Source organism: Kineosporia sp. R_H_3 (genome assembly GCF_002198675.1).
Classification (GTDB): domain Bacteria; phylum Actinomycetota; class Actinomycetes; order Actinomycetales; family Kineosporiaceae; genus R-H-3.
Genome location: NZ_MWLL01000175.1, coordinates 1 through 22,382 on the forward strand (window position 1 = coordinate 1; position 22,382 = coordinate 22,382).

22 protein-coding genes are annotated in these 22,382 nt (G+C 76.5%); 8 read left to right on the forward strand and 14 right to left on the reverse strand.

Annotated features, from left to right (window positions below; all coding sequences use genetic code 11):
• Positions 1–73: 73 nt before the first annotated feature.
• From ECOMGDLI_RS18840 to ECOMGDLI_RS18865, 6 genes are read right to left on the reverse strand one after another with little or no spacing between them, the layout of a single operon-like run.
• Positions 74–1,732, reverse strand: coding sequence for a hypothetical protein (locus tag ECOMGDLI_RS18840; RefSeq protein WP_088318386.1), 1,659 nt, complete (start codon positions 1,730–1,732; stop codon positions 74–76).
• The gene (locus tag ECOMGDLI_RS18845) at positions 1,729–2,634 is read right to left on the reverse strand and encodes an ABC transporter ATP-binding protein (protein ID WP_088318387.1); all 906 of its coding nucleotides are present in this window, start codon (positions 2,632–2,634) and stop codon (positions 1,729–1,731) included. Before ECOMGDLI_RS18845 ends, ECOMGDLI_RS18840 begins: the two co-directional genes overlap by 4 nt.
• A gap of 56 nt (positions 2,635–2,690) precedes the next feature.
• Positions 2,691–3,221 (reverse strand): HutD family protein, encoded by a 531-nt coding sequence (locus ECOMGDLI_RS18850; protein ID WP_158221060.1) that lies wholly within the window; start codon positions 3,219–3,221, stop codon positions 2,691–2,693.
• On the reverse strand, positions 3,218–3,661 hold the full coding sequence (locus tag ECOMGDLI_RS18855) for a TIGR03668 family PPOX class F420-dependent oxidoreductase (protein ID WP_088318389.1): 444 nt from the start codon (positions 3,659–3,661) through the stop codon (positions 3,218–3,220). The genes ECOMGDLI_RS18850 and ECOMGDLI_RS18855 overlap by 4 nt, the downstream gene beginning before the upstream one ends.
• A 20-nt stretch (positions 3,662–3,681) precedes the next feature.
• Complete coding sequence (locus ECOMGDLI_RS18860) at positions 3,682–4,491, reverse strand: SRPBCC domain-containing protein (RefSeq protein ID WP_088318390.1); 810 nt, start codon at positions 4,489–4,491, stop codon at positions 3,682–3,684.
• Positions 4,488–5,120 carry a winged helix-turn-helix domain-containing protein gene (locus ECOMGDLI_RS18865; protein ID WP_088318391.1) on the reverse strand — a complete coding sequence of 211 codons (633 nt, stop codon included), beginning with the start codon at positions 5,118–5,120 and terminating at the stop codon, positions 4,488–4,490. Before ECOMGDLI_RS18865 ends, ECOMGDLI_RS18860 begins: the two co-directional genes overlap by 4 nt.
• A gap of 102 nt (positions 5,121–5,222) precedes the next feature.
• On the opposite strand from ECOMGDLI_RS18865, the gene ECOMGDLI_RS18870 reads away from it, so the two are divergent.
• Together ECOMGDLI_RS18870 and ECOMGDLI_RS18875 are read left to right on the forward strand one after the other, a co-directional pair.
• Positions 5,223–6,119 carry an NAD(P)-dependent oxidoreductase gene (locus ECOMGDLI_RS18870; protein WP_088318392.1) on the forward strand — a complete coding sequence of 299 codons (897 nt, stop codon included), beginning with the start codon at positions 5,223–5,225 and terminating at the stop codon, positions 6,117–6,119.
• 1 nt (position 6,120) lies between these two features.
• Positions 6,121–7,002 (forward strand): arylamine N-acetyltransferase, encoded by an 882-nt coding sequence (locus ECOMGDLI_RS18875; protein ID WP_088318393.1) that lies wholly within the window; start codon positions 6,121–6,123, stop codon positions 7,000–7,002.
• Between the two features lie 21 nt (positions 7,003–7,023).
• Here the strand turns inward: ECOMGDLI_RS18875 and ECOMGDLI_RS18880 are convergent, their stop codons facing one another.
• The 4 genes from ECOMGDLI_RS18880 to ECOMGDLI_RS18895 form a co-directional block, all read right to left on the reverse strand.
• Complete coding sequence (locus tag ECOMGDLI_RS18880; protein ID WP_143447782.1) at positions 7,024–8,103, reverse strand: hypothetical protein; 1,080 nt, start codon at positions 8,101–8,103, stop codon at positions 7,024–7,026.
• A 118-nt stretch (positions 8,104–8,221) separates the two neighbouring features.
• Entirely contained in the window at positions 8,222–9,658 is a 1,437-nt protein-coding gene (locus tag ECOMGDLI_RS18885) for an amidase (RefSeq protein ID WP_158221061.1), read from the reverse strand.
• Positions 9,659–9,720: 62 nt separating this feature from the next.
• Complete coding sequence (locus ECOMGDLI_RS18890; RefSeq protein WP_158221062.1) at positions 9,721–10,776, reverse strand: PAS domain-containing protein; 1,056 nt, start codon at positions 10,774–10,776, stop codon at positions 9,721–9,723.
• 223 nt (positions 10,777–10,999) lie between these two features.
• On the reverse strand, positions 11,000–12,136 hold the full coding sequence (locus ECOMGDLI_RS18895) for a CapA family protein (RefSeq protein WP_088318397.1): 1,137 nt from the start codon (positions 12,134–12,136) through the stop codon (positions 11,000–11,002).
• Between the two features lie 78 nt (positions 12,137–12,214).
• Between ECOMGDLI_RS18895 and ECOMGDLI_RS18900 the strand changes: the two genes are divergently transcribed.
• The 4 genes from ECOMGDLI_RS18900 (at position 12,215) to ECOMGDLI_RS18915 (ending at position 15,337) form a co-directional block, all read left to right on the forward strand.
• Positions 12,215–12,751, forward strand: a complete 537-nt coding sequence (locus ECOMGDLI_RS18900) for a MarR family winged helix-turn-helix transcriptional regulator (protein ID WP_088318399.1) — start codon at positions 12,215–12,217, stop codon at positions 12,749–12,751.
• A gap of 61 nt (positions 12,752–12,812) precedes the next feature.
• Positions 12,813–13,604, forward strand: coding sequence for an EAL domain-containing protein (locus tag ECOMGDLI_RS18905; RefSeq protein ID WP_158221063.1), 792 nt, complete (start codon positions 12,813–12,815; stop codon positions 13,602–13,604).
• A 97-nt stretch (positions 13,605–13,701) separates the two neighbouring features.
• A complete protein-coding gene (locus tag ECOMGDLI_RS18910; RefSeq protein ID WP_158221064.1) occupies positions 13,702–14,727 on the forward strand; it encodes a hypothetical protein in 1,026 nt (341 codons plus the stop codon).
• 40 nt (positions 14,728–14,767) lie between these two features.
• Positions 14,768–15,337, forward strand: a complete 570-nt coding sequence (locus tag ECOMGDLI_RS18915) for a YbaK/EbsC family protein (RefSeq protein ID WP_088318404.1) — start codon at positions 14,768–14,770, stop codon at positions 15,335–15,337.
• Positions 15,338–15,350: 13 nt separating this feature from the next.
• Here the strand turns inward: ECOMGDLI_RS18915 and ECOMGDLI_RS18920 are convergent, their stop codons facing one another.
• Positions 15,351–16,151: an RNA methyltransferase gene (locus ECOMGDLI_RS18920; protein WP_198955005.1), complete on the reverse strand. Its 801-nt coding sequence runs from the start codon at positions 16,149–16,151 to the stop codon at positions 15,351–15,353.
• A gap of 77 nt (positions 16,152–16,228) precedes the next feature.
• On the reverse strand, positions 16,229–16,999 hold the full coding sequence (locus ECOMGDLI_RS18925) for a sulfite exporter TauE/SafE family protein (protein WP_088318406.1): 771 nt from the start codon (positions 16,997–16,999) through the stop codon (positions 16,229–16,231).
• A 127-nt stretch (positions 17,000–17,126) separates the two neighbouring features.
• Between ECOMGDLI_RS18925 and ECOMGDLI_RS35395 the strand changes: the two genes are divergently transcribed.
• Positions 17,127–18,326, forward strand: coding sequence for a lytic transglycosylase domain-containing protein (locus tag ECOMGDLI_RS35395; protein WP_198954995.1), 1,200 nt, complete (start codon positions 17,127–17,129; stop codon positions 18,324–18,326).
• Between the two features lie 19 nt (positions 18,327–18,345).
• On the opposite strand, the gene ECOMGDLI_RS18935 is transcribed toward ECOMGDLI_RS35395, so the two are convergent.
• The gene (locus ECOMGDLI_RS18935) at positions 18,346–19,434 is read right to left on the reverse strand and encodes an SPFH domain-containing protein (protein WP_088318408.1); all 1,089 of its coding nucleotides are present in this window, start codon (positions 19,432–19,434) and stop codon (positions 18,346–18,348) included.
• A 191-nt stretch (positions 19,435–19,625) separates the two neighbouring features.
• Between ECOMGDLI_RS18935 and ECOMGDLI_RS18940 the strand changes: the two genes are divergently transcribed.
• Positions 19,626–21,926: a LamG domain-containing protein gene (locus tag ECOMGDLI_RS18940; RefSeq protein WP_088318409.1), complete on the forward strand. Its 2,301-nt coding sequence runs from the start codon at positions 19,626–19,628 to the stop codon at positions 21,924–21,926.
• Here the strand turns inward: ECOMGDLI_RS18940 and ECOMGDLI_RS18945 are convergent.
• A complete protein-coding gene (locus tag ECOMGDLI_RS18945; protein ID WP_088318454.1) occupies positions 21,899–22,369 on the reverse strand; it encodes an NfeD family protein in 471 nt (156 codons plus the stop codon). The genes ECOMGDLI_RS18940 and ECOMGDLI_RS18945 overlap by 28 nt on opposite strands.
• Between the last annotated feature and the right edge of the window lie 13 nt (positions 22,370–22,382).

Genomic DNA, 22,382 nt, shown 5'->3' on the forward strand with positions numbered 1-22,382 from the left:
TGTCGGAGAGAGTGCTGACCCACCGGCCGCTACCGGAGCCGAGCCTTCCAGAACACCGCCCGGCAAGGACCCATTAGTCGGTCCGCAGGTCCCGGCGGGCGAGCAGGAGGACGCCGGCGGCGCACAGGGCCAGCCCGACGGCCGCGGTGACGGCGACGCCGACCGGGTCGGCGCTCTCACCGGGTACCAGGGCCATCCAGTGGAAGAGGGAGACGGTCCCGAACGACTCCAGCGCACCGCTCAGCGGGGCGAGCAGATCGGCGAACACCGACCACACGACGACCGCGTAGACCGTGGCACCGGCGGCCCGGGGCGCCAGCGACAGCACGAGCGACCCGACGCCGAGCGCGACCAGGGCCGTCGGCACGACGTTGAGCCCGGCCCCGAGCATGAGCGGCAGGTGGAGGCGCAGGCCCTGGACGGCGGCCCCGGCCCAGACGCCGGCGCCGCCGAGGACCGCCGCGGCGAGCACCGCGGCCACCGTGACGAGCAGCCGGCCGGCGAGCCACGCACGGCGGTCGACGGGTGCCGCGACGAGGTGGACGAGCCGGCCGGAGGTCTCCTCGTCGACCGCGGACGACGTCTGGCTCGCCGGGAGCAGCGCGACGACGGTGCCGAGCAGGAGGAAGGCCATCCCGAGGAACTCCTCGAGGAAGCTGCCCTGCAGCCCGTACCGGTCCAGCATGTCGAGCATCGAGTCCGGGACGGCCTCGGTGGTGATGACGGCGAACGACCCCATGAGCAGACCGGTCAGCAGGGCACCGACGACCCACGCGACGAGGGTGGGCAGCTCGAGCCGCAACGACAGGCCGAGGGCCGTCCGCAGCCCGAACGGGCGGACGGCGGTCGTGTCCCGGCCCGAGAGCAGCCCGTCCCCGACGTCCCTGCGCCCGGCCAGGGCGACAGCGGTCACCGCCAGGGCGACGGCGACCAGCAGCGCGAGCACGAGCGGGCGCGCGTCGCGGTGCGTGTACGGGTGCACGAGCTCGGCCCAGCCGAAGGGGGTGAGCCAGGCGACCCAGGCGGTGCGGTCACCGGCGTCGCCCGCCATCCGGAGCACGAAGGCGGCGCCGACGACCGTGAGGCCGAGACCGGTCGCCGTCCGGCGGGTCCGGGCCAGCTGGGACGTCACCGCCCCCACGGCCGCGAAGACCGCGGGGACGGACGCCAGGGTCAGCCCGTAGAGCAGGGTGCTGCCCGCGGGCATCCCGAGGGCGGGGTCGCGGGCCGTGAGCAGCGCGAGGCCGGTGCCCAGGACGAGGACGACGAGCAGGCCGGCGGCCAGCCCGCCGAGCGCGGCGGCCGTCCCCCGCCCCGGCCGGGTGGCGCCGGCGAGCTGGAGCTGCCAGCGGCCGGCGTCCTCCTCCCCGCGCAGCACGCGGGTGCCGGCGAGCACGGCCCACACCGCGCCGACGGTCGTGAGGAAGGCGAAGTTCTTGTAGACGGTGTAGCCGCCGACCGTCGCGATCTCGTCGATCGGGCCGAGCAGGATCCGCAGCCCGGCGTCGTTCCCGACGAGGTCGGCGGCCTGCTGCCGCAGCGCCGCGGTCGGGTAGGTCCTCGAGTAGGCGGTCGCCGTGGCGTAGACGGACAGCCCCACGGTGAGCCCGACGAGGACCGCACCGACACGGACCTGGCGGAAGGCCCGCCGAGCGATCGCCCGCTCCGCACCGCCAGATGTCCGGCGGACCGGTCCGCCCGCCGCGGGCCGCAGCGCCTCGGCGGTGCTCACGGCGCGACCACGGGTGCCGTGCCGGCCTCGCCGTACCGGGAGAGGAACAGCTCCTCGAGAGACGGTTCGGTCGTCGTCATGCGCTCGACGACCGACCCGGCGAGCGCGGAGAGGAGCGGCTGCACCGGGCCCGCGACGTCGCACTCGACGACCCGGCCGTCGACCCGCAGCGCGCGGACGCCCTCGACGCCGGACAGGTCCGGGACCGGCCCGGAGAGGACGACGCGCACCCGCAGCGCGCTGTACCGGCGGAGCACCTCGAGGGTGCCGCACTCGACGACCCGGCCGGCGCGGAGCATCGCGACCCGGTCGCAGACCGCCTCGACCTCCGCGAGGATGTGGGAGGAGAGGAAGACCGTCTGGCCGCGGTCGCGTGCCTCGTGCACGCAGCTGCGGAACACCTGCTCCATCAACGGGTCCAGCCCGGTCGTCGGCTCGTCGAGCAGCAGGACGTCGGCGCGGCTCGCGAACGCCGCGACGAGCGGGATCTTCTGCTTGTTGCCGTGGCTCAGGGCCCGGACCTTCTTGTCCGGCACGAGCTCGAACCGCTCGAGGAGCTCGGTGCGGTAGGCCTCGTCGACGCTGCCGTGCACCGAGGCGAGCAGCCGCAGCGTCTCGGCACCGGTGAGGCCCGGCCAGAGGTCCGCGACGCTCGGCACGTAGGCGAGGTTGCGGTGCAGCCGCGGCGCGTCGTCCCAGACGTCCATCCCGAGGATCGTCGCCCGCCCCGCCGAGGCCCGCGCGAGCCCGAGCAGCAGGGAGATGGTCGTCGACTTGCCGGCCCCGTTCGGGCCGAGGTAGCCGAACACCTCACCCTGCTCGACCTCGAGGTCCAGCGCGTCGAGCGCGAGCGTCGAGCCGTACCGCTTCGTCAGCGCCTCGGTCCTGATCGCGACTGCCACGGCGAGACCTCCTCACGGAGCGGGAGCCCTCGTAGCGGGAACCCGCCCGGACAACCCTAGACCCGTGCGCGGACGGGGGCACGGGCCGCGACGACGAGCAGGTCCGGTGACGCGATCCCCTGGTGCGGCAACGTGATCACGTCACCCGGGCCGGCGTCCGGCGAGAGACCTTCGTCCCCGGCGGCCGCTCGTACGGCCCCGCGCAGGACGACGGCCCAGCCGTCGCGCGGCAGGGTGCGCGTGACCTCGACCCGGTGCTCGAGCTCGCCGCGGCGGGTCATGACGTTGAGCACGACGCAGGGGCCGGCGGCGAGGACGCACCGGGTGGGGACGTCCCCGGCGAAGGCGTGCGCCGTCCCCGGGTCGCGGTAGACCAGCGGTGCGCTCCCGTCGACCTCGAGGGTGAAGCCGGCGCCCTCGAGGAGCACGCAGGTCCGGTCCGTGCCCGGGAAGTGGGAGAACGCGGCGTCCCGGTCGAGCCAGGCGACGCCGACGAACCAGCCGTCGCCCTCGGCGATGTCGGCCTTGCGGCCGAGGCCGTTCTTCCACGGTGTGACGGCGAGGTCGGCCCGGCGCAGGACGCTCACGGCGTCTCCCCGCCGGACCAGCCGCTCCACCGCTCCACCCGGACGAGCACGACCTCGCCCGTGGGCGGGACGGTCCGGTACTGCGGGTAGGTCGCCGCCAGCGCGGCGAGCGCGGCCCGCCGCGGGCCGTCGCCGTCCGGGCCGAGGACCTCGGCGCTGCCGTCGGCGCGGGCCCACCACAGCCGGGTCCAGTCGGCCTCGTAGTGCTCCGCGAGGACGGCCACCCGCGGGTCGGCCTCGACGAGCCGCAGCCTGCGCAACCGGGCCCCGGACTTCGGCTTGTGGTCGACGGCGAAGGCGAGGCAGGCCGTCCCCTCGACGTCGAGCGCGGCGACGGTGACGGGGACGACGAGCGGCGGCCCGGCGGCGTCGTTGACCGCGAGCACGGCGTGGTCGGCCGCGGTGAGGAGCCGCCGGGCGTCGGCGTCGGACAGGCGCACGACCGCATTCTCGCGTGCCGTCAGGGCTGCGCGTCGAGCGGGAACCTCTCGCGGAAGAACGGCTGCCAGGCGGTGACCGCCGGGCCGGTCGTGGCGCTCGGGTAGGAGTACCGCTGGAAGCCGACGAGCACCCGGTCCCCGGCCCCCTCGGCGATGACGATGGCCGTGCCCGGGACCGGCTCCGCGAGCAGGACGACGTAGGCCGTGAGGGTGCCCGGCTCGATGAGGACCTGCTCGACCCGGCCGCGCTCGACCGGGACGGCCGGGTCGGCGCCGTCGCCGCCCGTGGCGAACGCGTCGCCCGCGCGCAGCCCCGGATCGGCACCGATGACCCGGCAGAAGGTCTGCCAGGCAGTGTCGTGCGGGCCCGGCGTCCAGCCGTTGGGCACGCACGGCTGCGCCGTCCGGCCGGGGAAGTGCGCCAGGTGGGCGCGCAGGTTCGCGAGGAAGGTGCGCCAGCCCTGGGTCATCGCGTCGTAGTCGGCGTCCCAGTCCTCCCCCGGCCCGAACCCGCTGTTGACGAGCCGGACGACGCACGTGCCGCCGTCCCGGGCCTCGACGGTCCACTCGTAGGCGAGCGCGCGGTCGCCGTGGCTCGTCAGCTCGATCCGGTGCGGCGGCTCGAAGGCAGTCACCGTCGCGGTGTCGGTGCCCCAGTCCCCGAAGTCCATGGTGGCGGCGCCGCCGGCCCGCTCCTCGAGCTCGTGCGGGACGAACCACGACCCGATCCCCGGCCCGGTCGAGATCGCGGCCCAGACCTCCTCGACGGTGCCGGGCACCTCGACGGACAGGTCGATGACGCGACCCTCGCGGGTCTGCTCCTCGGTCATACGGGTGCCTCCTCGGCAGGTGATGGTGGGGGTGCCGCGTCGACGGCGCCGCCCGGTCGTGGGTGGCTGATCGCGACGAGCCGGTACCAGCGGCCGCCCGGCGCACCCTCCGAGTGGTACCGGGCGGTGAGGTCCCGGACGCACGCTGCGAGGTCGTCGGCGAACGCGGCGCGGTCCGCCGCGGACGCGAACCGGATCTCGGTCTCGACCGTCAGCGTCGGCAGCCGCCGGCCCGCCCGCTCGGCCCCGCGCAGCAGCTGCCCGACCTCGCGCACGGCCCGGGCCGCGACGGCGACGAGGTAGGCGGCCGACAGCCGGTCGCCGATCCGGGCCGGGTCGGCACCGGCGTCACCGAGCGCCGCCGGTGAGACGACGTACGCCCGGGCCGAGGCCGCGAGGACCCGCTCGGTGAGACCGCCGTGGCGGCGGGTCCCGACCTCGACGACGAGCCCCTTGTCCTCCAGTGCGCGCAGGTGGTGCCCGACCCGCTGCCGGGGCAGCCCGAGCCGGCTCGCGACCTGCGCCGCGGAGCCGGGCACGGCCGCGAGGGCGGCGAGCAGCCGGGCCCGGGTCGGCTCCAGGGCGACCGCGGCGACGTCGGGGGCGTCGAGGACGGCGATGTCGGTCACGGGCCCAGCCTCTCCTTTGACAGGAATGACTGTCAAGGGCTGCCGTGCGCCTCGCGGACGACGGCGGGAGCGGTGACGACGAGGGCTGCCTAGGGTGCAGCCATGACGCAGACACCTGACCCGACCACGGACGGCGCACCGACCGTCGCCCTCCTCGGCACCGGCACGATGGGCGCCGGCATGGCGGCGAACATCGCCGCGGCCGGTCTGCCGCTGCGGGTGTGGAACCGCGACCGGGCGAAGGCGGAGCCGCTCGCCGCGGCGGGCGCGCAGGTCGCCGGCTCCCCCGCCGAGGCGGTCGGTGGCGCCGACGTCGTCGTGACGATGCTCTGGGACGCCGGCAGCGTCGTCGAGGTGATGTCCGCCGCCGGGCCGGGGCTGCGGCCGGGCGCGGTCTGGCTGCAGACGAGCACCGTCGGGGTCGAGGGCGCCGAGCGTCTCGCCTCGCTCGCGACGGACCTGGGCGTCACGTACGTCGACGCGCCGGTGCTCGGGACGAAGAAGCCGGCCGAGGACGGCACCCTCGTCGTCCTCGCCTCGGGGCCGGAGCCGGTGCGGGCCACCGTGGCGCCCGTGCTCGAGGCGATCGGGAGCCGGACCCTCTGGGTCGGCGAGGCGGGTGCCGGGTCCCGGCTCAAGCTCGTCGCGAACGCCTGGGTCGTCACGGTCGTCGAGGGGATCGCCGAGTGCCTCACCCTCGCCGACGGCCTCGGCCTCGACCCGGCGCTGTTCCTCGAGGCCGTCCGCGGCGGCGCGATGGACGCGCCGTACGTGGGTCTCAAGGGCCGGGCGATGCTCGCGGGCGACTTCACGCCGTCCTTCAGCCTCGCGGGCGCCGCCAAGGACGCCGGGTTCGTCGTCGACGCGGCCCGCTCGGCCGGCGTGGACCTCGGCGTGCTGGCCGTCGTCCGCGAGCACCTCGACCGGGCCGTCGCGGCGGGCCACGGCGACCTCGACCTCGGCGCGACCTACCTGGCGCACCGGGGCGGCGGGGCGTGAGGTGACCCGGCACGGCGGCCTCGACGACGACCTCAGGGACGGCTACCTGCGGCGGCTCGGGGTCGAGGCCGAGCCGCCGTCCGTCGACGCGCTGCACCGCCTGCACCGGCGCCACGTCGAGCGCGTCCCCTACGAGACGCTGTGGATCCAGGCCGGCCTGCACTGGGACGTCGACGCCCTGGCCGCCGCCCGGCGCATCGTCCACGAGGCGCGCGGCGGCTACTGCTTCCACCTCAACGGCGCCCTCGCCGAGCTGCTCACGGCGCTCGGCTACCGGGTGACCCGGCACGTCGGCGGCGTCCACGAACCGGCGGGCCCGAACCCCGACGCGTTCGGCAACCACCTCGTGCTGACGGTCGCCGGGCTGCCGTCGGAGCAGAACCCGGGCGGCGACTGGTACGTCGACACCGGGCTCGGCGACGCCCTCCACGCGCCGCTGCCGCTCGTCACCGGCTCCTGGCGCCAGGGCCCGTACGGCCTTGAGCTGTCCTGGCCTGCCGACGGCGTCGGCGACCGGCGGCTCACCGTCGACGGGTCGGTGGTGTCGCGGATGAGCTGGTTCGACGCGCCCGCCCAGCAGGAGGACTTCGCCGCCCGGCACGGGTGGCTCACGACGTCCGCGGACTCGGGGTTCGTCCGGGTCGGCACGGCGCAGCGACGGGACGCGACCGGTGCGGACGTGCTGCGGGGCGTCGTGCTCACGAGGGTCGGCGGCGACCCGGCCGACCGGCCCCGCGAGCTCACCGGGCGGCGGGAGTGGTTCGAGGCGCTCGGCGACGTGTTCGGCCTGCGCTTCCCGGGGGCGCCGGGCGCGGTGCTCGACCGGCTGTGGGAGCGGACCGTCGAGGGGCACCGGGCCTGGGACGCCGCCGGACGGCCCTGACCGGGCCCGGTGCACGACCGCTCAGGCCGGCGGCGCCTCGCCCGACCGGCCCGCGGGCGCCTGCCCCTCGCCGAACTTGGTGCGCAGGAACTCGCCCTGCAGGTGCAGCTGCGTCTCGAGGTGATGCCTGCCCGGGCGCGCGCGGGCCTGGTCGAGGGCGCGGTCGATCGCGGCGAGCTGGTCGGCGACCTCGACCGCGGCGGGGCGGCCGCGGACGACGGCACGCGGGTCCTCGAGCGCGAGGAACGGCTCGAGGGTGTCCGGGAGGTACCGGGTCACGGTCGCCTCGACGAGGAACGCGACGTCGGTGTCGAGGTCGTCGCGCAGCAGCCGGACGAGCAGGTCGTCGAGGTGCCCGCCGATCGACCGGAGCAGGGCGGCCCCGCGGGCGTCGAGGCGGCGGGCGGCGGCCGCCCGGCGGAGCAGGTCGGCGCGGGCCCGGTCGAGCTGGGGGACGGTGACGCCCCCGGCCGCGGGCACGTGGGTGTCCGCCGCGGCGAGCGCGTTCGCCAGCTCGGTGATCCGTTCCCGCCGCCGGCGCCGGGAACGGACCGCGGTCGCCCCGGCGGCGCCGGCGGCACCCGCCGCGAGCGCGCCCTCGACGGCGACGGTGCCGGCGCCGCCGACGAGCAGGCCGGCCCACGCCGTCGCCGCGGCGCCGGAGAGCACCGCGGCGTCGCACCCGCGCTCCGCGAGCGACCGGCGCCGTCCCCGGCGGGCCACCGCGGTCCCCGCGGGCCCGGTCAGCGCGTCGAACGCCTCGACGTACGCGTCGAGGCGCAGCGTGAGCGCGGTCGCCTGCACCGGCGGCAGCCGGGAGACGATCCGGCCGAGATCGTCCCGGGTGCGGGCCAGGTCGCGGGCGATCCTGCGCTGCTCGGCCCGGGGCACCCGGCCGGTCGCGGCCATCGCGGCGATCCGGTCCCGGATCGTGTCGAGCCGGCCGTGCGCCGCCTGGGCGGCGCCGCCCGGGTCGACCCACTGCAGCGGCGCGGCGACGACGCGGTACGCCTGGTCGGTCAGCCAGGGGGCCCGGTCGGCGACGAGGTCGAAGGCCCCGCCGACGACGCGCCGGCGCATCCTGCCGCGCCGTCGCCCCATGCCGTCCACCTCCGTGCCCGCCGTCCCGGCGGTCGTCCCCCGCCCCCCGCAGGGACGCTCCCCCGGGTCAACGCGTTCCGCGCCTCCAGTGTGCCCGCCGCGGGGCGGGCGTGACGGTTCAGGCGTCGCGGCCCCAGAGCACGGGGGCGAGGCGGCCGCAGGCGTCCTCCACGGCCTGCGCGGCGTCCAGGCAGACGTCCTCGCGGTACTTCGGCCCGACGAGCTGGACACCGGACGGCAGGCCGCGGTCGTCGAGCCCCGTCGGCGCGAGCGCCGCCGGCAGCCCGAGCAGGTTGACCGCGATGCTCGGCGCGAGGCTGTGCCAGACCCGGCGGACGTCCTCGGGCGAGCGGACGTCCTCACCGACCTCGAGGACGCCGCCGAGCAGCTGCGGGACGACGAGCACCGGGTGCTCCTCGAGGAAGAGCGACCACTCGCGGACCAACGTCGTGCGGGCCGCGAGGTCGTCGACGTGCTCGCCCGGGCTCTCGTACGGCGCGGCCATCCCGCGCAGGTCGGCCCAGTAGGCGCGCATCTGCGCGCTGCCGAGCCGGTCGAGGACGGGCGTGAGCTGGTGGTCGAGGTCGTTCATGAGCAGGCGGACCGCGAGGCGTGCCGTCCGGGCCATCCCCGGGGTCGCGCTCTCGTCGACCTCGACGACCTCGTACCCGGCGGCGACGAGCGCCGCGGCGGCCCGGTCGAGCGACGCGAGGACGTCGGGCGCGGTCCCCACCTCGCCGTCGACGTGCCGCAGGACGGCGGCGCGGCGCGGGACCTCGGGGCCCTCCAGGGGCGCCGGCACCCACCACGGGTCGCGGACGTCGCGCCGGGCCATGACCGACAGCCCCAGCCGGACGTCGTCCACGGACCGGGCGAGGACGCCCTGCACCGACATGAGCGCGGCCACGGTCGACCGCTCGACGGCGGCCGACGTGAGGTACGCCGGGACCCTGCCCTGCGAGGGCTTGATCCCCGGGACGCCGCAGTGCAGCGCGGGGATCCGGACCGAGCCGCCGATGTCGTTGCCGTGGGCCAGGGCGCCGAACCCGAGGACGGCGCTCACCCCGGCCCCGCCGGACGAGCCGCCGCAGGAGTACGCGGCGTCCCACGGGTTGAGCGTGAGGCCGTAGAGCGGGTTGTCCGTCGTCGGCCGCATCGACACCTCGGGGGTGTTCGTGCGGCCGACGAGCACGGCACCGGCGCCGAGCCAGTTCCGGGTCACCGGGGAGTCCCCGGGCGCGACGAGGTCGGCCAGGCCGGGCAGGCCGTTCGGCGTCCGCTGCCCGGCGACGTCGATGTTGTCCTTGATGGTCACCGGGACGCCGTGCAGCGGGCCGGGCGCCGCGCCGCGGGCGAACGCCTCGTCGAGGGCGCGGGCCGCCTCGACGCCCTGCTCGCCGAGGTCGAGCGTCACGGCGTTCACCGCGGGGTTCGCGGCCGCGACCCGGTCGGCGACGGCGCGCGCGACCTCCTCGCACCTCAGCTCGCCGGACGTCGTCGCGGCGACGACCTCCCGGGCCGACCACTGCCACAGCGGGGTCTCGTTCGTCGTCACCGGCGCAGTGTAGGTCGGCCCGGTGACGACGGGTCGTCGCCCTCGCTGCGACGTCCGCGGCGCTACCGCGCCCCGGACCGCCCGACGCCCCAGCGCAGCACCCGGGTCGCCGCGTCGTCGAGGTCGAGCAGGAGCCGCTCGCCGCCCGCCGCGGCGGGCCTGCGCGCGGCGACCTGCTGCCACTCCACCGAGCGGTCGCTCGCGACGCACACGTACCCGACCGGGCTCTCCCGCTCGCCGACCGCGTTGACCGACAGCGAGACCGGCCGGCGGCGGCCGTCCTTGGTGACGAAGTCCCAGTCCTGCCGGTTCGGCAGGCCCCACCGGGCCAGCTCGAGGAGCGGGTCGACGCCGTCCGGGACGCCCAGCTCCGCGCAGACCTCCGCGAGGTCCACCGGGTCCGACAGCCGCGTGGACGGGCGCCCGACGAGCTCCTCGGCGCGGTAGCCGAGGAGCTTCTCGGCGGCCCGGTTGACCTTCGTGATGCGGCCCTGCGGGTCGGTGAGGACGACGACCCGGTCGGTGACCGCCTTGAGGACGGCGTGCACGGTGTCCCGGGCCTCGCGGGCCTCGAGGTCCAGTCGCAGGCACAGGTCGTCGACGTCGTACTGGCCGCGCAGGTCGCGCAGCGTCACGGCGACGACGAAGCCGCCGTCCGGGGTCGCGAACGGCGTCGACCAGACGGCGACGGGCAGCTCGGCCCCGCCGACGGTGCGGGCCAGGAGCTCCAGGCTCTCCCCCGCCGGGTCGACGGCGACGCCGTGGCCGACCCGCCGCCGGACCTCGACGAGCGCCGCGGGCAGGTCCGGCACGAGCTCGGCGGCCGCGGTGCCGACGAGCACCTCGCGCGGTGCGCCGAGGAGCACGGTCGCCGCGGAGTTCGCGAACATCGTCACGCCGTCCGCGTCGACGCCGAGGACGGCGTCGGGGGCGGCGTCGAGCACGGCCAGGGCGGAGCGCCAGATGGCGGCGTCCCCGCTGCGCCGGCGGTCCCACCAGCGGCGGGGACGACGGTCCTGCGGGGCAGGGTCCGGGGCGGGGTCCTCGAGGGTGCGCGGCGCGGGCACCGTGTCACGGCGCGCGCCGGGCACGACGAGCGGCCGGGCCGGTGAGGCCACCCTCGGGGTGGCTCCCACCGGAACGCCGGCAGCCGTCGGGACGACGTGTGGCTGCATTCGCGACCTCCCCGCTCGCGCGCCGGTGATCCGGCAGGGACATTACCCCATGTGGTCACGCGATTACAGAGGGATAATTACAGACCGGTAGTCCGGGTGCGGGGCGAACCGGAGAAGTCGTGCCCGAGGTGACCCAGCGGCAGGACGTCCGGGCCCGTACGGACCCTCAGCCGCCCGGCCGCGCGGCCAGGCCGGTGCAGCCGCGGGCGGCGTCCCAGGCGCGGCGCATCCGCTTCGACGTCGCCCGGTCGGGCACCCGTGGGACGCCGTCCGCGCTGACGAGCATCGGCGTCCAGCGTGCGGAGACGACCCGCCGCCCCTCGACACCGAGGGTGAGGACGCCCGTCGTCGCGTCCGCGACGGAGTTGCGCCGCCACCACACGAAGTTGCCCAGGCCGTACGACACGTAGGTGTCGCCGAGCCAGCCGGCACCCTGCACCCGGTGCGCGTGCGCACCGACGACGACGTCCGCCCCGGCGTCCGCCAGTGCCCGCGCCGTGCGCTTCTGCAGCGCGTTCGGGCACGTCGTGTAGTCGGTGCCCCAGTGCAGGTACACGACGACGACGTCGGCCTTCTTCCGGGCGGCCCGGACGGCGGCCGCGAGCCGGGCGGGGTCCGACGCGGCGGCGACGCCGGCCCGGTCCGACCGGGCCGGCCACGTGGCGAGGGTCCAGTCCGGGACCTGGGTCGCGCCGAGGACGGCGACCTTCGCGCCGTCGACGTCGAGGATCGCCGGTGCGTAGGCGTCGGCGGCGTCCCTGCCGAGCCCCACCGCGGGGATCGGCGCCTTCTCGCGGGCGGCGAGGGTGTCGCGCAGGCCGACCTCGCCGTAGTCGACGGCGTGGTTGTTCGCGAGGGTCACGACGTCCACGCCCGCGGCGGCGAGGGCGTCGAAGGCCGTCGCCGGCGCCCGGAAGTGGAACTGCTTGGGCATCTCCCGGCCGCGGGTCGTGATCGCGGTCTCGAGGTTGACCATGGCGAGGTCCGCGGGCGCGAGGTACGGCCGCAGCTCCGCGAGCCCGGTCCGCGGGTCGTCGAGCACGTCCGCCACCTGGTTGGCGAAGTGGACGTCGCCCGCGAACGCGAGCGTCGTCCTGCGCGGGCCCTCCGGCGTGGCCGACGGTGACGGGGTCGCGGACGGCGTCGGCTCCGCGGCGGTGCCGTCCGTGGCGGGCGTCCCGGCCGACGTCGCCGGAGCCGGCGTGCCGGCGGCCGGGTCCGGGTCGCCGGCGAGGCCGCAGCCGCCGACCGCGACGGCGAGAAGGGCGGTGCAGGTCGCGAGGTGGAGGCGGGCTCGGCGCACGCGGCGGAGTCTAGAGGTGCCACCGCGACCGGGACCTAAGTAATGTTCAACGCTCAACTACCGACGTAGGATGGGTCCATGACCGGGACCCGCTGGCTCAGTGCCGACGAGCAGCGCTCGTGGCGCGCCTACCTCGCCGCGACGAAGCTCCTCGCGGCCCAGCTCGAGCGCGAGCTGCAGCGATCCAAGGGCTTCAGCCACGCCTACTACGACATCCTCGTCCGGCTGTCCGAGGCCCCCGAGCGGCGGCTGCGCATGAGCGAGCTCGCGGACGCCGCGGACTCCTCGCGCAGCCGGCTGTCGCACGCGGTCAGCCGGCTCGAGGAGCTCGGCTGGGTCGTCCGCGAGACGTGCGCGAGCGACCGTCGCGGCGCCTACGCCAACCTCACCGACGCCGGGTTCGCCGCGCTCGTCGACGCCGCGCCCTCGCACGTCGAGTCGGTGCGCACGCACCTGTTCGACCCGCTGACGCCCGAGGATGCCCGCCGGCTCGGGGAGATCTGCGAGAAGGTCGTCGCGGCCCTGCGCGAGCACTGCCCCACCGAGCAGCCCGACGGTGCGGAGCCGGCGCAGCCCGGCGGGACGGCGCCGGTCCCGGCCGGATCCGTGGCCTGAGGCCGCGACGCGCGGGCCCAGATCCGCCGTCCGCGGGGCTCGCTGCACGAGACTGTCGCGGGTGGAGCTGCCCGCCGTGCCGACGCCGCCCGACCGGGCGTCCGCCGGTTCCGGCGTCGCGGTGCTGCTCCGCCGGGCGGAGCCACTGCGCACGGTCTACCAGCCCATCGTCGACCTGCGCTCCGGCGAGGTCGCGGGCTACGAGGCGCTGACCCGGGTCGTCGAGTGGCCGGCCCGCTCCCCCGAGCCGTGGTTCGCCGCCGCCGACCGCGAGGGTCTCGGAGCCGCCCTCGAGGCGGCCGCACTCGCCTCGGCCCTGCGCGTCCGGCCGCTGCTCGACCCGCGGCAGTTCCTCGCCGTCAACGTCACGGCGACCGCTCTCCTGCACCCCGACGTCACGTCGGCCCTCCTCGCCGAGGGGGACCTCTCCGGCGTCGTCGTCGCGGTGAGCGAGGTCGAGGCCGCGGACGCCGCCCAGCTCGCCGCGGTGCTCGCCGGGCTGCGCGAGCACGGCCTCCTCGTCGCCGTCCGCGTCGTCGACGGCGGCCGCGCCGAGCTGCGCAGGCTCGCGGACCTGCGGCCGGACCTCGTCGAGCTCGGCAGCGACCTCGTCCACGGTGTCGCCGGGGACCAGATCGCGGCCCGCGTCGTCCGGCTCGTGCTCGCCGTCGCGGCCGACCTCGGGGCCGACGTCCTCGCGGCCGGGGTGGAGGCGCTCGTGGACGCCCGCTGGCTGCAGACCGCCGGGGTCGCCCTCGGCGAGGGCTGGCTCTTCGGCCGGGCCCGGGCCGGGCTGCTCCAGCCGTCCCCCGAGGTCGTCGCCTGGCTGCGCTCCCCCGACGCCACCGGCTGAGATCGTCCGCGGGCACCCGTGGCACGGGACCTTCGCCCCGTGATCGCCGTCACCCGCCTGCCTACCGTGAAGCGATGAGGTGTAGGCGGTGGTTCTCGTGACCGCAGCAGCAGAGAGCCGGCTGGGCGTCCCCGAGGGGGACCCGGCCGGTCCCGTTCTGCCCGAGGAGGAGCTCCTCGTGGCGGCCGAGGCGGCCCGCTGGGCCCCCTCGATCCACAACTCCCAGCCCTGGCTGCTGCGCCGGCTGCGCGACGGTCTCGGCATCGTGGAGGACCCCGCCCGGGCCGTCCCGGTCATCGACCCGCACGGCCGGGACCGGATCATCTCCTGCGGGACGGCGGTGCTCAACGCGGCCGTCGCGCTGCGCGGCCTCGGGTACACCGTCGATACCGCGACCCTGCCCGACCCCGCCGAGCCGGCGCTCGTCGCCACCGTGCGCGTCACGGCGCGGGTCCCGGCGTCGGCCGTCGACACCGATCTCGCGCGGATGGTGCCGCTGCGGCACACGCACCGCCGGGTCTACCGCTCGCACGCGGTCGCCGAGGAGGACCTGCTCGACCTGCGCCAGGCCGTCGCCGTCGAGGGCGCCCGGCTGAGCGTCGCGGACGCCGCCGCCCGTCGCCGGCTCGCGCACCTGCTGCGCCGCGCCGTCCGGGCCCAGGCCGCCGACCCGGAGCTGCGCAGCGAGGTCGAGCGCTGGGTCCGCCGCGGCGGCAGCAACGCCGGCGAGGTCGTCGACGGCATCCCGAGCAGCGCGCTCGGCACGTCGCCGTTCCCGGTGGACTCGCTCGTCCACGGCGGGCACCGTGGCGCGCCGGAGGCGGGCGAGGTCGAGGAGGAGCTGGCCCGCAGCACGGTGCTGGTCATCTCGACCCGCGGGGACACCCGGCACGACTGGGTCGTCGCCGGGCTCGCGCTCGAGCGGCTGCTCCTCGTCGCGACGGCCAAGGGGCTCGTCGCGACGTTCGCCGAGCAGGCGCTCCAGGACACCTCCCTGCGGCCCGAGGTGGCCGACGTCCTCGGGATCTGGGGGCTGCCGCAGGTGCTCCTGCGGGTCGGCCGCCCGCTCGTCGACGCCCCGCTCACCCCGCGCCGCCCGCTCTCGGAGCTCTTCGAGGTCTGACGTCCCGACGTCCCGGCGGTCCGCCCGCCCGGCGTTTGGCATGCTGACGCCCGTGACCCTCGCGACCGTCGGCACGCTCGACACCGTGCCCGCCCTGAGCCGCCCCGACCTCCTCGGCGCCCCCGTCGCCGCGTTCCTCGCGGACTGGCCGGACGCGCCGGCCGTCGGCGTCGCGGCGATCGACCCGGCGTTCTCCGACACGGCCGTCTTCACGCAGACCTACGGGGTGCTGCCGGAGGTCTCCGGCAACTGCGTCGTCATCGCGGGCCGCCGCGAGGGCCAGGAGCGGGTCGCCGCGTGCGTCGTCCTCGCGACGACCCGGGCCGACGTCAACGGCACGGTGAAGCGGCTCCTCGACGTCCGGAAGTGCTCGTTCATGGGGATGGACGACGCGGTCGCCCGGACCGGCATGGAGTACGGCGGCATCACCCCGGTCGGGCTGCCGGCCGGCTGGCGGGTGCTCGTCGACGCCCGGGTCGCGCAGGTCGCCGCCGTCGTCGTCGGCAGCGGGGTGCGCGGCAGCAAGCTCGTCCTGCCGGGGGCCGTGCTCGCCGCGATGCCCGGCGTCGAGGTCGTCGACGGCCTGGCGAACCCGGTGCCCCAGGAGTAGACCGGCCGCCGGGTCAGTCGCGGACCCGCACCGCCCACAGCGCCACGGCGGCCGCCGCCGCGACGTTCAGGGAGTCCACTCCCCCGGCCATCGGGATCCGGACGGCCAGGTCGGCGGCCCCGACGGCGCCCGCGGAGAGCCCGTCGCCCTCGGTGCCGAGCACGAGCGCCAGCCGCTGCGGCGGGTCGGCCTCCAGGACGTCGAGGTCGACCGCGTCGTCGGTGAGCGCCAGCGCCGCGACGGTGAACCCCGCCGCCCGGACGGCGTCCAGCCCGCCGGGCCACGGCGCGATCCGGGTCCACGGCACCTGGAACACGGTGCCCATGGAGACCCGCACCGAACGCCGGTACAGCGGGTCCGCGCACCGCGGGCTCACGAGGACGGCGTCCGCGCCGATCCCCGCCGCGGACCGGAAGATCGCGCCGACGTTCGTGTGGTCGACGACGTCCTCGAGGACGACGACGCGCCGGGCCCCGGCCAGCAGGTCCGCGACCGACGGCAGGGCGGGCCGCGCCATCGACGCGACGACCCCGCGGTGCACGTTGAACCCGGTGATCGCCTGGAGCGTCGGCTCGCTGCCCACGAGGATCTCCCCGCCGCGCGCGTGCACGTCCCGCACGAGGTCGGCCATCGGGCCCACCCACCGGTCGGAGAGCAGCAGCGCCCGCGGGGTGTGGCCGGCGTCGAGCGCACGCCGCACGACCTTCTCGCTCTCGGCCATGTAGAGCCCGAGCTCCGGCTCCGACCGGGACCGCAGCGCGACGTCGGTGAGCCCGACGAAGTCCGTGACCCGTGGGTCGTCGACGGTCTCCACCCGCGCGGTGAGGTGCTCGACCGCGGCGGCCGCCGCCGCCCGCTCCGCCACGAGCGCGGCCTCCCGCTCGGCCCTGCTCACGACGACAGCAGCCGCACGATGGCGACGAGGCCGACGACGACGATGACCGCCCGCAGCGCCGTCGGGGGCAGCCGCCGCCCGACCTTCGCGCCGAGCAGCCCGCCGATGACCGAGCCGACGGCGACGAGGCCGACGACGGGCCAGTCCGCGGCGCCCGGGCGCACGACGAGGAAGGTCACGGCGGCGACCAGGTTGACGACGAACGACAGCAGGTTCTTCAGCGCGTTGACCCGCTGGAGGGACTCGGGGAGAAGGGATCCGAGCATCCCGACGAGCAGGACCCCCTGCGCGGCACCGAAGTACCCGCCGTAGACGCCGGCCGCGAGCGTGCCCGCCCCGGCCGCGGCGCCCGGGCCCGTGTGGACCGTGCCCGCGCGCTCGCGGCGGGCCGCCGTCCAGGCCGAGATGCGCGGCTGGAGGACGACGAGCACGAGCGCCACGACGATGAGCACGGGCACGATCGCCTCGAAGGCGGACGCCGGCAGCCGCAGCAGCAGCACCGCGCCGACGACGGCGCCGAGGAACGACAGCGGGGCCAGCCGGACGACGTTGCGCCGCTGCCCCTCGAGCTCGCGGCGGTAGCCCCACGCCGCGGTCGCGCTGCCGAAGACGAGGCCGATGTTGTTCGAGACGTTCGCGGTCACCGGCGCGTACCCGAGCGCGAGCAGCGTCGGGAAGGTGATGAGGGTGCCCGAGCCGACGACGGCGTTGATCGTCCCGGCCCCGACACCCGCGAGGAGGACGGCGAGCGCCTCGGGCCAGGTCACGGCTGCGAGGCTATCCGGCGCCCGCACGACGCGGCGCAGGTCCCCCCGACGGCGGATCGAGCCGCGTGGCCGGGCTGTCGATGGTCACCACGTGGGCGGGCGGACGGCGGGGCGAGGGGTCCGGGGCGTGACCCTGCGGGCCGGCGTCCGCCCGGCCCTCGTCGCGGTGCTGCTCGCCGTGTCGCTCGGGGTGCTGCTGCCCGCGGCGCCCGGCGGCGCTGCCCCGGCCGCCGCGCGGGTGCCGGCGGCGACCGGCGCGTCCGACGAGGTCCCCGGCACGGCGACCTCGACGACGAAGGTCGCCCGGCTCGACGCGCGGGCACGTGCCGCGCGGGCCCGTGCGCGGGCCGCGGCCCGCCAGGTCGACACGCTCACCGCCCGCTACGAGGAGCGCTCACGCGCGGCCGCCGACGCCGCGGACCGGCTCGCCGCCGCCTTCACGATCTCGGCCGGGGTGGACCGCACCCGGGACGCCGACGCCGTGCACCTGCGCAGCACCCAGGTCGCGCACGCGGCCCGGATCCGCGCGCTCTACACCGACGGCGGTGCCGCGCTCGCGGTGACGGTCCTCGGGGCCCCCGACCTCGACGAGGCGATGTGGCGGATCTCGACGCTGGACCGGATCGAGGGCGACCTCGCGCGACGCTCGGCCCTGGACCTGTCGACCGCGGGCGCCCGGGCCGCACGCTCGGCCGCTGCGGCCCGGGCCGCCGCCGAGGCCGACGACCGGCTCGCGGTCGCGCTGCGCGCGGTGCAGGACGACGCGTCGGCCGCGGAGGAGGCGCTCGGGCGGGCCCGGACGGTGCTCGACCGGCTCGACGCAGAGGCCCGCGGCGCGGAGGCGGCGAAGGAGGCCGCCGCCCGGCTCGCCGCGGCGCAGGAGGCCGCCCGGCTGCGCCGGCTCGCGGCGTCCGGCGCCACCGGCGCCCTCGGCATCCCGGTGGAGTTCGAGCGGCTGTACCGGGCGGCCGCGCCGTCCTGCCCGGGGATGGACTGGACGCTGCTCGCCGCCGTCGGGCAGGTCGAGAGCGGCCACGGCCGCAACAACGGCCCGTCGTCGGCGGGCGCCATCGGCCCGATGCAGTTCATGCCGGCGACGTTCGCGTCCTACGCCGTCGACGGGGACCGCGACGGGGACGTCGACGCATGGGACCCGGCGGACGCCGTCTGGACCGCGGCCCGCTACCTGTGCGCGAGCGGCGCCGAGGGCGGCTCCGACGACGGGGTGCGGGACGCGCTCTTCGCGTACAACCACGCGCAGTGGTACGTCGACCTGGTCCTGGGAGCACGTCAGGCGATCGCGGACAGGGCGTCCGCGACCGCCTGACGGGGTGTCGCTGCCGGGCTCAGCCGACCGGCGGCGCCGTGGGCGGCGCCGCGGGCGGCTCCTGGCCGGTGACCCGGGCCGCGCCCTCGGCGTCGGCCGACGCCGCGTCCGCATCGGCACGGGCCCGGCGCAGCGCCTCCTCGGGCTCCTCCAGCCGGGTGTGCGCGAGGTCGGCGGCCAGGCCGCTGCCGGACGGCTCCCCCGGCACCCAGGTGCCGGTGCCGTCCGTCGAGCCGCCGAGCGCGCTGCCGATGCCGCGCAGCGCCTGGGTCAGCTCGGTCGGGATGATCCAGAGCTTGTTCGACGGGCTGTTGGCGACCTGGGGCAGCATCTGCAGGTACTGGTACGCGAGCAGCTTGGAGTCCGGGTTGCCGCGGTGGATCGCGTCGAAGACCTGCTGGATCGCCCGCGCCTCGCCCTGCGCCTTGAGGATGGCCGCCTGGGCCTGGCCCTCGGCCCGCAGGATCGAGGACTGCTTGTCGCCCTCGGCCGTGAGGATCTGGGACTGCTTGACGCCCTCGGCGTTGAGGATCGCCGCACGGCGGTCCCGCTCGGCGCGCATCTGCTTCTCCATCGAGTCCTGCACGCTCGCCGGCGGGTCGATCGCCTTGAGCTCGACCCGGTTGACCCGGATCCCCCAGCGACCGGTCGCCTCGTCGAGGACGCCGCGGAGCTGGCCGTTGATCTGGTCCCGGCTCGTGAGCGTCTGCTCGAGGTCGAGCGAGCCGATGACGTTGCGCAGCGTCGTGACCGTGAGCTGCTCGATGCCCTGGATGTAGTTGGCGATCTCGTAGACGGCGGACTTCGGGTCCGTCGGCTGGAAGTAGATGACCGTGTCGATGCTCACCACGAGGTTGTCGCTCGTGATGACCGGCTGCGGCGGGAACGAGACGACCTGCTCGCGCAGGTCGACGATCGCGCGCACCCGGTCGACGAAGGGGATGAGGAAACGCAGGCCCGCGTCGAGGGTCTTGTTGTAGCGCCCGAACCGCTCGACGATCACCGCGGTCGCCTGCGGCACGATCCGCACGGCGCGGGCGACCGTCGTGACGACGAGGAGCGCGAGGACGAGAAGGACGAAGTAGAAGACTGCCTGGGACGGCTCCATCTAGGGGCTCCAACTCATGGGGACGTAGTCCGCCGATCAGGTGACTCATCGTAACGGCAACCCGTTCGGCGCTACGCCGAGTGGTGCATCGTCCGTGACAGTGAGTCCTGGGTCGCCCGTACCGACGTGCGGGACGCGCCCGCCGTTCCGTGGCCGGGGGGCCTTCGCAGCGTGAGTCGAAGGAGCACTTCATGGGGTCGCAGCGGGTCGTCCGTGGTCTGGCCGTCGTCACGTCCGCCGTCCTCGCCGTCCTCGGCGCAGGGCTCGCCACCGGGCCCGGCGCGTCCGCGGCGGTCGCCGGGGACCAGACGCTGAGCGGCGTCGCGGCGGCGCAGCACCAGACGAACAACGAGGTGCACGCCCTGGCCACCGGCGGCGGCGTCCTCTACGCGGGCGGCACGTTCACCGCCGTCCGGGCCCCGCGGGCGACGACGTCGACCCCGCGCACCTACCTCGCCGCCTTCTCGACCACCACGGGCGTCGTCACGTCGTTCCGGGTGACCCTCAACGGCCGGGTCCGGGCCCTCGCCCTGTCGGCCGACAACGCGACGCTCTACATCGGCGGCGACTTCACGACCGTCAACGGCGTCTCCCGGCCGCGGCTGGCAGCGGTCGCGACGTCGAACGGCGCGCTGCGCACGGGGTTCAACGCCGCCCCGAACTCGCGGGTCACCACGCTGCTGCGCACCGGGACGACGCTCTACGCGGGCGGCGACTTCACGACGGTCGGCGGCCGGGCCAAGGCCCGTCTCGCCGCGCTGAACGCCACGACCGGCGCCGTCCTCACCGCCTTCACCGCCGACCTCGACGCCCGCCCGAACGTGCTCGCCGTCGACACGTCGCTGCGGCGCCTGCTCGTCGGGGGCACCTTCACCACCGTCAACGGGCTGCCGAACCCGGCGATGGCCTCGGTCGACTCCACGACGGGCACGCCGCAGCCGTGGGCCGCCCAGTCGGTGGGGGCCTGCGTCTACTCCGTCCGCGGGATCGCGGTCGACGAGGCCGCCGACACCGCGTACGTCACCTCGCTCGCGGACGCCCCCGGCTGCTTCGAGGGCGTGTACCGGGCGAACATCGCCGACGGGTCGGTGGTCTGGCAGGACGAGTGCGCCGGCGCCGGGCAGTCCGTCGTGCTGCTCAAGGGCCAGGTCTACTTCGCGAGCCACACCCACGACTGCGGGCGGATGGTCGGCGGCTTCGTCGGCCCGCGCTTCCGCGACGACTTCGTCTGGTACCGGCTCAACGCGATCGACCCGGCGACGGGCGAGTTCGGGCACTGGCAGCCGAACACGAACGCCGCCGGCACGACGGTCGTCGGGCCGCAGGTCATGACCACCGACGGCACCCGCCTGTTCGTCGGCGGCGACTTCACGACGGTCAACGGCTCGGCGCAGCAGGGCCTGACCCGCTTCGTGCCCAAGGGCACGGACGCGGCGCCCGCCACCCCGCCGGCGCCCGTCGCGCACTCCACCGGCGCCGGCCGGGTCGTCGTCACCGTGCCGGGCACGTGGGACCGCGACACCGGCGTCCTCGGGTACGAGGTGCGCCGCGAGGACGGCACCCTCGTCGGGACGGCCTCCGTCGAGTCGTGGGCCTTCACGATCCCGCAGCTGCGCTTCACGGACGCGACGGCGACGCCCGGGGCGAGCGTCCGGTACCGGGTGCGGGCGACCGGCGGGACGGCGTCGGCCTGGTCGGCGTGGTCGGCCGCCGTGTCCGTGCGCACGGACGCCCCGGCGCCGCTGGCCACGACGGCCCTGGCGACGACCCCGGACGTCTGGTGGCGCCTCGGCGACACGACGGACGGGGCCGCCGCCGGCACCCAGTCCGACGCGAGCGGCAACGCCCGGACGGCGACCCTCACCGGCGCGACGACCGCGCCGGACGGCGTGACGACCGGGGACGCGGCCGTCACCCTCGCCGGCAGCGGCGGGGCGGCGGCGGACGCCGCGCAGACCCTCGGGACCGCGTGGACGACGTCCCTGTGGTTCCGCACGACGTCCCGCCGGGGCGGCGCGCTGGCCGGCTGGAGCGCGGCCGCCGACGGCACCGGGACGACGGACCGGGTGCTCTGGCTCGACAACGACGGCAAGGTCGTGACCGCCGTCCGCTCCGATCTCGCGAACGGCCAGGTGCCCCGCCCGGGCCGCCCGGTGTTCACCCTGGTGCGGTCGACGCGGACCGTCGCCGACGGGCTCTGGCACCAGGCCACGGCCACGTTCGACGGCACGACGCTGACGCTCTACGTCGACGGGACCGCCGTCGGGACGGCGGCCGCGACGAGCACCGGCGCGCTCACCGACGCCTACCTGCGCGCCGGCCAGGTCGACCTCGGGTACTTCTACTCGGTCTTCGGGGCGAACTTCACCCACACCCCGGCACCCGGTGACCCGGCGGTCGCCGGCGGGCTCGACGAGGTCGCCTCGTGGTCGCGGGCGCTGGCCGCCGACGAGGTCGCGGCGCTCTACGTCGCGGGTGCGTCCGGCTCCTGAGCCGTCGTCCCGAGCTGCGGCGGCTCGGCGGCGACGACCGCGGTCGCGCCGTCGATCCGCAGCACGGTGACGCGGGTCCCCAGCGGCAGCACGCTGCCGGGGCCCTCGGCCCGGGCGGACCAGACCTCCCCGGCGAGCTTGACCTGGCCGCCGCGGGGGTCGACCTCCGTGAGGACCTCCGCGGTCTGCCCGACGAGGGCGGCCACCCCTGTCGGGTGGTGGGCGGTGCGGTCGCTCCAGGCGACGAGCGGCGGCCGGCCGACGAACAGCAGGCCCACCGAGACGACGCCGAAGACGACCACCTCGACGGGCAGCGGGGCGCCGAGCGCGTCCGCGAAGGCGGCCGCGAGGGCGCCGCCGGCGAACATCAGCAGCACGAAGTTGAGGGACGCGACCTCAGCGAGGGCCGCGAGCAGCGCGATGGCCAGCCAGACCAGCCACATGTCGTCCACCCCG

Coding starts and splice junctions, on each gene's coding strand:
- ECOMGDLI_RS18880 (WP_143447782.1), bottom strand. CDS start 8,103: ATGGGGCGACGGCGCGGCAGGATGCGCCGGCGCGTCGTCGGCGGGGCC.
- ECOMGDLI_RS18900 (WP_088318399.1), top strand. CDS start 12,215: ATGACCGGGACCCGCTGGCTCAGTGCCGACGAGCAGCGCTCGTGGCGC.
- ECOMGDLI_RS18860 (WP_088318390.1), bottom strand. CDS start 4,491: ATGACCGAGGAGCAGACCCGCGAGGGTCGCGTCATCGACCTGTCCGTC.
- ECOMGDLI_RS18935 (WP_088318408.1), bottom strand. CDS start 19,434: ATGGAGCCGTCCCAGGCAGTCTTCTACTTCGTCCTTCTCGTCCTCGCG.
- ECOMGDLI_RS18940 (WP_088318409.1), top strand. CDS start 19,626: ATGGGGTCGCAGCGGGTCGTCCGTGGTCTGGCCGTCGTCACGTCCGCC.
- ECOMGDLI_RS18870 (WP_088318392.1), top strand. CDS start 5,223: ATGACGCAGACACCTGACCCGACCACGGACGGCGCACCGACCGTCGCC.
- ECOMGDLI_RS18915 (WP_088318404.1), top strand. CDS start 14,768: ATGCTGACGCCCGTGACCCTCGCGACCGTCGGCACGCTCGACACCGTG.
- ECOMGDLI_RS18945 (WP_088318454.1), bottom strand. CDS start 22,369: ATGTGGCTGGTCTGGCTGGCCATCGCGCTGCTCGCGGCCCTCGCTGAG.